Source organism: Corynebacterium sp., assembly GCF_012838985.1.
In the GTDB taxonomy this organism is placed as follows: domain Bacteria; phylum Actinomycetota; class Actinomycetes; order Mycobacteriales; family Mycobacteriaceae; genus Corynebacterium.
Genome location: NZ_DUOE01000200.1, coordinates 1 through 7,918, shown reverse-complemented (window position 1 = coordinate 7,918; position 7,918 = coordinate 1). Strand labels below are relative to the sequence as shown.

Genomic DNA, 7,918 nt, shown 5'->3' with positions numbered 1-7,918 from the left:
CGGAGACCCACCGTGGTGGGGCTCCGGCCTTCGTGTTGTGCGGTAGAGTTGATCCGTCATGTCCGCCCGCCACCGGGCAGAAGAAAGGGAACGACACATGCGCGACTACGTTGAGATCGGAGTGGGCCGGGAGGCCCGCCGCACCTACAGCCTCGATGACATCTCCATTGTCCCGTCGCGGCGCACCCGCTCCTCCAGCGATGTCGACACCACCTGGCACATCGACGCCTACACCTTCGGCATCCCCGTGATGTCGCACCCGACCGACGCCCTCGCCAGCCCGGAGTTCGTCATGGAGGTGGACAAGCAGGGCGGCCTCGGCGTCATCAACGCCGAGGGACTGTGGGGCCGGCAGGCGGATCTCGAGGCCGCCGTGGCCCGCGTCGTCAAGACCGTCACCGACGTCGACAGCATGGACTTCACCGGTGCGCAGGCCATCGCCCTGCTCCAGGAGCTGCACTCCGCGCCGATCGACGAAGACCTGCTCGCCGAGCGTATCGGCGAGGTCCGTGCCTCCGGCGCGACCGTCGCCGTCCGCGTCAGCCCGCAGCGGGCCCGTGAGCTGGCCCCGATGGTGATCCAGGCGGGCGCCGAGATCCTGATCATCCAGGGCACGATGATCTCCGCGGAGCACGTCGCCACCGGTGGTGAGCCGCTCAACCTCAAGGAGTTCATCGGTTCCCTCGAGGTGCCGGTCATCGCCGGCGGCGTCGCCGACTACACCACCGCCATGCACCTCATGCGCACCGGTGCCGCCGGCGTCATCGTCGGTGGCGGCACCAACACCAACGAGTACGCGCTCGGCATCGAGGTCCCGATGGCCACCGCCATCGCCGACGTCGCCGCCGCCCGTCGTGAGTACCTCGACGAGACCGGGGGCCGCTACGTCCACATCATCGCCGACGGGGAGATCTCCACCTCCGGTGACGTGGCCAAGGCCATCGCCTGTGGCGCCGACGCCGTCATGCTCGGCACCCCGCTGGCCCCGGCCGCCGAGGCCGCCGGCAAGGGCACCTACTGGCCGGCCGTCGCCGCCCACCCGCGCTTCCCGCGCGGTCTGATCGAGGCACCGCAGGAGTACCTCGTGGAGAACACCGAGGCCCCGAGCCTGGAGACGATCCTCCACGGACCGTCCACCGAGCCCTACGGCAACCAGAACATCGTCGGCGGCCTGCGCCGCGCGATGGCCAAGTGCGGCTACACCGACCTGAAGTCCTTCCAGAAGGTGGGTCTGGCGGTCAAGCGCTAGTCGCCTCCCGCCCGGAAAAGAGAACAGCCCGGTCGCCACGTCAGTGGCGGCCGGGCTGTGTGGTCAGACGGGCTGGCCGGTCTTCTCCACCTTGTCCGGGTGGGAGGGGCGTGCCGTGAGCGTCGTGCCCATCGACGCCGCCACCACCAGCCCGACCGCCACGAGCAGCCCGACGGAAGCCGTCTGGCCGAGCACGATCCAGCCGATGAGGGCCGCGAACACCGGCTCCAGGGCGAGCAGCACGCCGAACACGGCCGGCGGCAGGGAACGCAGCGCCACCAGCTCGAAGGAGTAGGGGATGAGCGAGGCGAGTACCGCGGTGAGCACGGCCAGTCCGAGCAGGGTGGGGGAGACGACGATGGTCGCCACCCCGCCCGCACCGAAGGGGGCCACCACCGCTGCCGCGATGAGGAAGGCCACCGCCAGTCCGCCCTGGCCGGGCACGATCTGACCGACGCGCCGCGACATGAGGATGTAGCCCATCCAGAACACGCCGGCGACCAGGGCCCAGGTCACGCCCCAGAGGTCGAGGGGTTCCCCGGTCCAGGAGTCCCAGCCCAGCAGGGCCAGGCCGCCGGCGGCCAGGCCGACCCAGAGGAACTCCCGTGCCCCGCGCGACAGGATCGCCGCGAGCAGCAGGGGGCCGATGAACTCGATGGTCACAGCAGGGGCCAGGGGGATGAGGGCGATGGCGGCGTAGTAGAAGCCGTTCATGCCGGCCAGGGTGAGGGCGAACAGGCCCACGGCCAGCCACTGCTCACGGCTCCAGGCCCGCACCGCCGGCCGCGCGATGAGCACCAGCAACAGCCCCGCGGCGAGCAGACGGATGGTGGTCACGCCCCACGGCCCGGCGTGCGGGAACACGTGGGTGGCCACCGCTCCGCCGAGCTGCAGGGAGGCACAGGAGGCCAGGACCAGTCCCACGGCACCGGGGGACACACGATCAGACCGATTCAACATAGTGACCTTCACCATAGCTGGGCTGGGAAAAGGTGGTCGTCGAGAAGCATGTCGGGACCTCGGGCACCACGTAGTAGTATCGGAGCCGTGACTTCCGCATCCCCCCGCCCCGTCCTCGTCGTGGACTTCGGCGCACAGTACGCCCAGCTCATCGCCCGGCGCGTACGTGAGGCCCGTGTCTACTCCGAGGTTGTCCCGCACACCGCCACCGTCGAGGAGATCAAGGCCAAGAACCCGGCCGCGCTGGTCCTCTCCGGTGGCCCGTCCTCCGTCTACTCCGACGAGGCACCGCGCCTGGATCCGCAGATCCTCGAGCTCGGTGTCCCCGTCTTCGGCATCTGCTACGGCTTCCAGGCGATGACCGCCGCCCTCGGCGGCACCGTCTCCGAGACCGGTGTCCGTGAGTACGGCCGCACCGACCTCGAGGTCGTCGGCGACGGTGGCGTGCTCCACGATCAGCTCGACGCCACCCACAAGGTGTGGATGAGCCACGGTGACGCCGTGACCGAGGCCCCCGAGGGCTTCACCGTCACCGCCTCCTCCGCCGGTGCGCCGGTCGCGGCGTTCGAGAACGTCGAGAAGCAGATGGCCGGTGTGCAGTACCACCCCGAGGTCCTGCACTCCCCGCACGGCCAGCAGGTGCTCACCCGCTTCCTCACCCAGATCGCCGGCCTCGAGCCGACCTGGACCGCGGCGAACATCGCGCAGCAGCTCATCGAGGAGGTCTCCGCGCAGATCGGCCCCGAGGGCCACGCCATCTGCGGCCTGTCCGGTGGCGTCGACTCCGCCGTGGCCGCCGCCCTGGTGCAGCGGGCCATCGGTGACCGTCTGACCTGTGTCTTCGTCGACCACGGTCTGCTGCGTTCCGGTGAGCGCGAGCAGGTGGAGAACGACTTCGTCGCCGCCACCGGTGCCCGCCTGGTCACCGTCGACGAGCGCAAGGCCTTCCTGGACAAGCTCGCCGGCATCAGTGAGCCGGAGACCAAGCGCAAGGCCATCGGCGCCGAGTTCATCCGTTCCTTCGAGCGTGCCGTCGCCGGTGTCCTCGAGGGCGAGCAGGTCGACTACCTGGTGCAGGGCACCCTCTACCCGGACGTCGTCGAGTCGGGTGGCGGTTCCGGTACCGCGAACATCAAGAGCCACCACAATGTCGGTGGCCTGCCGGATGACGTCGAGTTCGAGCTCGTCGAGCCGCTGCGCCTGCTGTTCAAGGACGAGGTCCGCGCAGTGGGACGCGAGCTGGGTCTGCCGGAGGAGATCGTCAACCGCCAGCCCTTCCCGGGCCCGGGCCTGGGTATCCGCATCATCGGTGAGGTCACCGAGGAGCGCCTGGAGATCCTCCGCGCCGCCGACCTCATCGCCCGCACCGAGCTGACCGCCGCGGGTCTGGACGACCAGATCTGGCAGTGCCCGGTCGTCCTGCTCGCGGACGTCCGCTCCGTCGGTGTCCAGGGCGACGGCCGCACCTACGGCCACCCGATCGTGCTGCGCCCGGTCACCTCCGAGGACGCCATGACCGCCGACTGGGTCCGCATCCCCTATGAGGTGCTCGAGCGCATCTCCACCCGCATCACCAACGAGGTCAAGGACGTCAACCGCGTCGTCCTCGACGTGACCTCCAAGCCGCCGGGAACCATCGAGTGGGAGTAGACCTCCCCGCATGAGGCAGCGCCCCTGACAGGTTGTCAGGGGCGCTGCTTTTTCTTGTCGACGCCCGGTCACCCCGGACTCAGGGATTCGACGCCTCCGGCACCGTCACCTTCACCGGGCCGATACCGCCACTCACGGTCAGGTACAGGGTCTCCCCGGAGGACTCCTGGTTGTAGAGACCGGGGGTGCAGTCGCTCTCGCCCAGCCCGGAGTCGCAGGACAACTGGACCGGCACGAGCGTCGGGAGGTGGACGTTGACCGGGCCCACGCCGCCGACGACGAGGACGTGGTGGGCTTCGGTGAGTGCAGGCAGCCCACGGAAGTCGACGACCATGTCCCCGATGCCGCCGTCGTAGGTCAGCAGCAGTGAAGCCTCGCTCGTGGGTGCGTACTCCTGCTTCCCGTAGGACCTGTCACCCACGACCCCGATCCCGAATACCGTGGCCAGGACACTCATCACGCCGAGAACACCGACGACGCCGAGTGCCACCCACGGCCAGACCCGCGGCTTGCGGGGCGGGGGCTGCGGAGCAGGGGCCGGATCCGGCAGGTCCCACGCGAAGGGGGCCGCGCCGAGCGGGTCCCAGGAGGGCGGGGTGGCACGCCCCGGGGGAGTGTCGGTGCCCTCGGCGGGGGTGTACATGGACAGGTCGACGGGGTCGGGCATGGTGCGGGCGGGGGCGTCGGCGAGCAGGCCCGCCGGGGGCTCCGGGTGGCGGGTGTGGAGGAACCACCAGCCGAGGAGGAACAGGCCGATGCCCAGCAGCCCGATCGAGCCGAGTCCGTCGCCGGCGGTGAACAGGCCGGAGGTCAGCACGAAGAAGATCAGCAGCCACCAGCCGGTGCTGCGTTCCTTCAGTTCCGGGGATCCCAGGTCCTCCTTGCGGCGCATGACGGCCTCCACGGGGGAGAGCGCCAGGCCGTAGCGGGGCATGGTCATCCAGGCCAGGAGGTAGGCGGGGAGGCCGCCGCCGACGAAGAAACCGACGACGAACATCACGCGCACGATGGTCGGGTCGATCCGGTACCGGACGCCGATGCCCTCACAGACACCGGCGATCTTGGCGTTGCCGCCCTGTTCCGAGGGGAGACGGGGTGGTCGGGTCTCCCACATCTCCCGGAGGGTGTCGGTGAAGGAGGTCTGTGTGCTCATGACCTCATTGTCTGTGAACGGTGGGACGGACGGTATCGGGATTCGCCCGGATTTCCGGTTCTCAGGGTCTGCCCCGATGTGCCGGACGGGAGGCTCTGACAGAATCACGGGCATGGACACCTCCGCCTCCCCGGTCCCGTACGGTGCCGACCGCCCCGCGATCCCGCCCTACCCGACGTACCGCCGCGCCGGGTCCCAGCGGGTCATCGCCGGTGTGGCGGGAGGTCTGGCCGAGCATCTGGGCGTGGACGTGTTCTACGTGCGCCTGGCGTTCATCGTCGGGGCGCTCCTCTCCGGCCTGGGTGTCGGAGCCTATGCGGGGCTGTGGATGTTCTCCAAGGCCTCCGAGACGGTGGTGCCGCCCCCGGGCAGGCATCAGTTCTCCCGGCTGGCGTACCTCATGCTGGCGGCGGTGGGCGTGGCCGGGTTCCTGGCGTCGGTGGCACTGGTGTCGGGTCTGCCCGGGGCGGTGCTCATGCCGCTCATCGTGGCGGGTCTGGGTGCGACGCTGGCGTGGCAGGCCTATGACCGCGGTTTCGGGTCGGGGCGCAGCTACGTCACCATCTTCGGTGGGGCGGTCCTCGTCCTCGCGGGTGTCCTGATGACGGTGTTCTTCGCGGACAACGTGGGTGGTTTCACCGCGGCGCTGGTCGGGGTGATGCTCACGCTGGCCGGTGTCGCGGCGCTGGGTGTCCCGCTGGTCGTGCGGCTGTGGAACTCGCTGGCGGAGGAGCGTGCCGCGAAGGCGGCCAGTGAGGAGCGCGCGGAGATCGCCTCCCGCCTGCATGATTCGGTGCTGCAGACCCTGGCGCTCATCCAGAAGCGGGCAGAGGATCCGGCGGAGGTCACCCGCCTCGCCCGCGGGCAGGAGCGGGAGTTGCGGCAGTGGCTCTTCGACGCGGAGGAGAAGACCATGCAGTCGGTGTTCGCGGCCGTGGAGAAGGCGTGCGGTGAGGTCGAGGACCTCTTCGGCATCCGCATCGCCCCGGTGACGGTGGGTGAGGACATCGACCTCACGGAGGAGACCCAGGCGGTGGTGCTCGCGGCGCGGGAGGCGATGGTGAATGCGGCGAAGCACGCGGGTGTCGAGAAGCTCGACGTCTACGCCGAGATCCTCGCCGGTGAGCTGAGCATCTTCGTCCGTGACCGGGGCGCCGGCTTCGATCCGGCGGACATCCCGGCGGACCGCCACGGCATCCGCGACTCCATCGAGGGACGCATGGCCCGCATCGGAGGCACCGCCCGTATCCGTTCGACGCCGGGGGAGGGCACCGAGGTCTCCGTGACCTACCGACTGCCGGTATCCTGAGCCCCATGACAGGCATGGTGAAGGTGTTCCTCGTCGACGACCACTCGGTCTTCCGCTCCGGCGTCCGCGCCGAGCTCGCGGGGAAGGTGGACATCGTCGGCGACGCCGGGACCGTCGCCGAGGCCGTCGCCGGCATCGACGCCGTACGTCCCGACGTCGTGCTTCTCGACGTCCACATGCCCGACGGCGGCGGCCTCGCCGTCCTCCGCGGCGTCTCCGTGGACACCGTCTTCCTCGCGCTGAGCGTCTCCGACGCCGCCGAGGACGTCATCTCCCTCATTCGCGCGGGAGCCCGCGGGTACGTGACCAAGAACATCTCCGGTCCCGAACTCGCCGAGGCCATCGAGCGTGTCCACTCCGGGGACGCCTACTTCTCCCCGCGCCTGGCCGGCTTCGTGCTCGACGCCTTCGCCGGTGGGGAGATCGTCGAGGACGAGCCGGAGGAGCCGAAGAAGATCGAGGACCCGGTGGTGGACGCCCTCACCCGCCGCGAACTGGAGGTGCTGCGCCTGCTGGCCCGCGGGTACACGTACCGGGAGATCGGGCAGGAGCTGTTCATCTCCGTCAAGACGGTGGAGACCCACGCCTCCAACATCCTCCGCAAGACCCAGCAGTCCAACCGCCACGCGCTGACCCGTTGGGCACACTCCCGGGACCTCGACTGATGGCACGCGGGCCGAAGACCTACGAGTTCAACCTGGGCCGGGTGCTGGTCGCCGCGGCGATCTTCACCGCCATCCTCTCCTGGCAGGCGGACCTCGCCTGGAACTGGTGGCTGCCGGCGTTCTTCCTCATCTCCGTGGTGTTCGCGCTCATGCACGCCTTCTACAACTGGGCGAACCTCAGACTCAACGAGATGGGCCGCCGGGCGCGGGAGGTGGAGGACCAGCTGTAGCCGGCCCGGGGAGAGTCAGGCGTACGCCAGCGCCCGGGTGCCGTCGACGTGCGGGAACACCAGGTACATCCAGCCGAACACGGCCAGGCCGACGAGCACGGTGCCCCAGATCGGCAGCGGCGCGAACACCGGCACGACCATGAGCGCCAGCCACACGAGGAACAGCGGCATGACCTGGCCGAGCTGCGGCTTGATCACGGCGTTGCGCTCCTCGAGGAAGTCCTTGATCTCCCGGCGGTAGGGGTGGCCGAACAGCAGGAGCAGGCCCGCGGCGATCGCGCCCACCATGACGCCGACCTGGATACCGCGGGCCAGGTCCGTCGACAGTGCCGCCACTCCGAGGGCGATGAGCAGGGAGGTGCCCACCCGGACGAGCAGCGGGGTCGGGATGGGGGTGTGTCGCGAGCGGATGTCGGAGTACATGGAGGTCAACGCTAGCAGCCGGGGCGGAGGCTATCAGCAGGCCCAGTCGAAGACATCGTTCTCCAGGTCGATCTGGGCGTTACCGCGCCCGAAGTTGAGGGGACCGAACTCCTCGATCTCCAGGTAACGGGGTCCCAGCCCCTCCGGGACGGCCTGGATGGGGAAGGCGGTGCCACCGAAGTGGAAGCGGGCCTCGTGCGCGTCGCACCAGTGGGACCACTCGTCCTCCTGCCCGTATTCGGGCTGGCGGTAGCCTGACCCGGTGTCGTCCCAGGCGTT

The 7,918-nt window shown here is 69.7% G+C and carries 9 protein-coding genes; 5 read left to right on the top strand and 4 right to left on the bottom strand.

Features of this window, described 5'->3' with window-relative positions:
- Positions 1 to 97: 97 nt before the first annotated feature.
- The gene (locus tag GXZ33_RS11380; protein WP_291341190.1) at positions 98 to 1,249 is read left to right on the top strand and encodes a GuaB3 family IMP dehydrogenase-related protein; all 1,152 of its coding nucleotides are present in this window, start codon (positions 98 to 100) and stop codon (positions 1,247 to 1,249) included.
- Positions 1,250 to 1,312: 63 nt separating this feature from the next.
- Here the strand turns inward: GXZ33_RS11380 and GXZ33_RS11375 are convergent, their stop codons facing one another.
- Positions 1,313 to 2,188 carry an EamA family transporter gene (locus GXZ33_RS11375; protein ID WP_291341188.1) on the bottom strand — a complete coding sequence of 292 codons (876 nt, stop codon included), beginning with the start codon at positions 2,186 to 2,188 and terminating at the stop codon, positions 1,313 to 1,315.
- 108 nt (positions 2,189 to 2,296) lie between these two features.
- Here GXZ33_RS11375 and guaA point away from each other — a divergent pair, with 108 nt between their 5' ends.
- Positions 2,297 to 3,859, top strand: a complete 1,563-nt coding sequence (gene guaA, locus GXZ33_RS11370; protein ID WP_291341187.1) for a glutamine-hydrolyzing GMP synthase — start codon at positions 2,297 to 2,299, stop codon at positions 3,857 to 3,859.
- A 79-nt stretch (positions 3,860 to 3,938) separates the two neighbouring features.
- On the opposite strand, the gene GXZ33_RS11365 is transcribed toward guaA, so the two are convergent.
- The gene (locus tag GXZ33_RS11365) at positions 3,939 to 5,012 is read right to left on the bottom strand and encodes a PspC domain-containing protein (RefSeq protein ID WP_291341186.1); all 1,074 of its coding nucleotides are present in this window, start codon (positions 5,010 to 5,012) and stop codon (positions 3,939 to 3,941) included.
- Positions 5,013 to 5,124: 112 nt separating this feature from the next.
- On the opposite strand from GXZ33_RS11365, the gene GXZ33_RS11360 reads away from it, so the two are divergent.
- From GXZ33_RS11360 to GXZ33_RS11350, 3 genes are read left to right on the top strand one after another with little or no spacing between them, the layout of a single operon-like run.
- On the top strand, positions 5,125 to 6,321 hold the full coding sequence (locus GXZ33_RS11360; RefSeq protein ID WP_291341185.1) for an ATP-binding protein: 1,197 nt from the start codon (positions 5,125 to 5,127) through the stop codon (positions 6,319 to 6,321).
- A 17-nt stretch (positions 6,322 to 6,338) separates the two neighbouring features.
- Positions 6,339 to 6,986: a response regulator transcription factor gene (locus GXZ33_RS11355; RefSeq protein ID WP_291341192.1), complete on the top strand. Its 648-nt coding sequence runs from the start codon at positions 6,339 to 6,341 to the stop codon at positions 6,984 to 6,986.
- Entirely contained in the window at positions 6,986 to 7,216 is a 231-nt protein-coding gene (locus GXZ33_RS11350; protein WP_291341183.1) for a hypothetical protein, read from the top strand. The genes GXZ33_RS11355 and GXZ33_RS11350 overlap by 1 nt, the downstream gene beginning before the upstream one ends.
- Positions 7,217 to 7,231: 15 nt before the next feature.
- On the opposite strand, the gene GXZ33_RS11345 is transcribed toward GXZ33_RS11350, so the two are convergent.
- Both GXZ33_RS11345 and GXZ33_RS11340 read right to left on the bottom strand, forming a co-directional pair.
- Positions 7,232 to 7,639, bottom strand: a complete 408-nt coding sequence (locus GXZ33_RS11345) for a hypothetical protein (protein WP_291341181.1) — start codon at positions 7,637 to 7,639, stop codon at positions 7,232 to 7,234.
- 33 nt (positions 7,640 to 7,672) lie between these two features.
- Positions 7,673 to 7,918: hypothetical protein (locus tag GXZ33_RS11340; protein WP_291341179.1), on the bottom strand; the 246-nt coding region annotated here is incomplete at its 5' end.

Excerpts from the sequence above, each read along its gene's own strand:
- GXZ33_RS11350 (WP_291341183.1), top strand. The coding sequence starts at position 6,986 with ATGGCACGCGGGCCGAAGACCTACGAGTTCAACCTGGGCCGGGTGCTG.
- GXZ33_RS11365 (WP_291341186.1), bottom strand. The coding sequence starts at position 5,012 with ATGAGCACACAGACCTCCTTCACCGACACCCTCCGGGAGATGTGGGAG.
- GXZ33_RS11380 (WP_291341190.1), top strand. The coding sequence starts at position 98 with ATGCGCGACTACGTTGAGATCGGAGTGGGCCGGGAGGCCCGCCGCACC.
- GXZ33_RS11345 (WP_291341181.1), bottom strand. The coding sequence starts at position 7,639 with ATGTACTCCGACATCCGCTCGCGACACACCCCCATCCCGACCCCGCTG.
- GXZ33_RS11360 (WP_291341185.1), top strand. The coding sequence starts at position 5,125 with ATGGACACCTCCGCCTCCCCGGTCCCGTACGGTGCCGACCGCCCCGCG.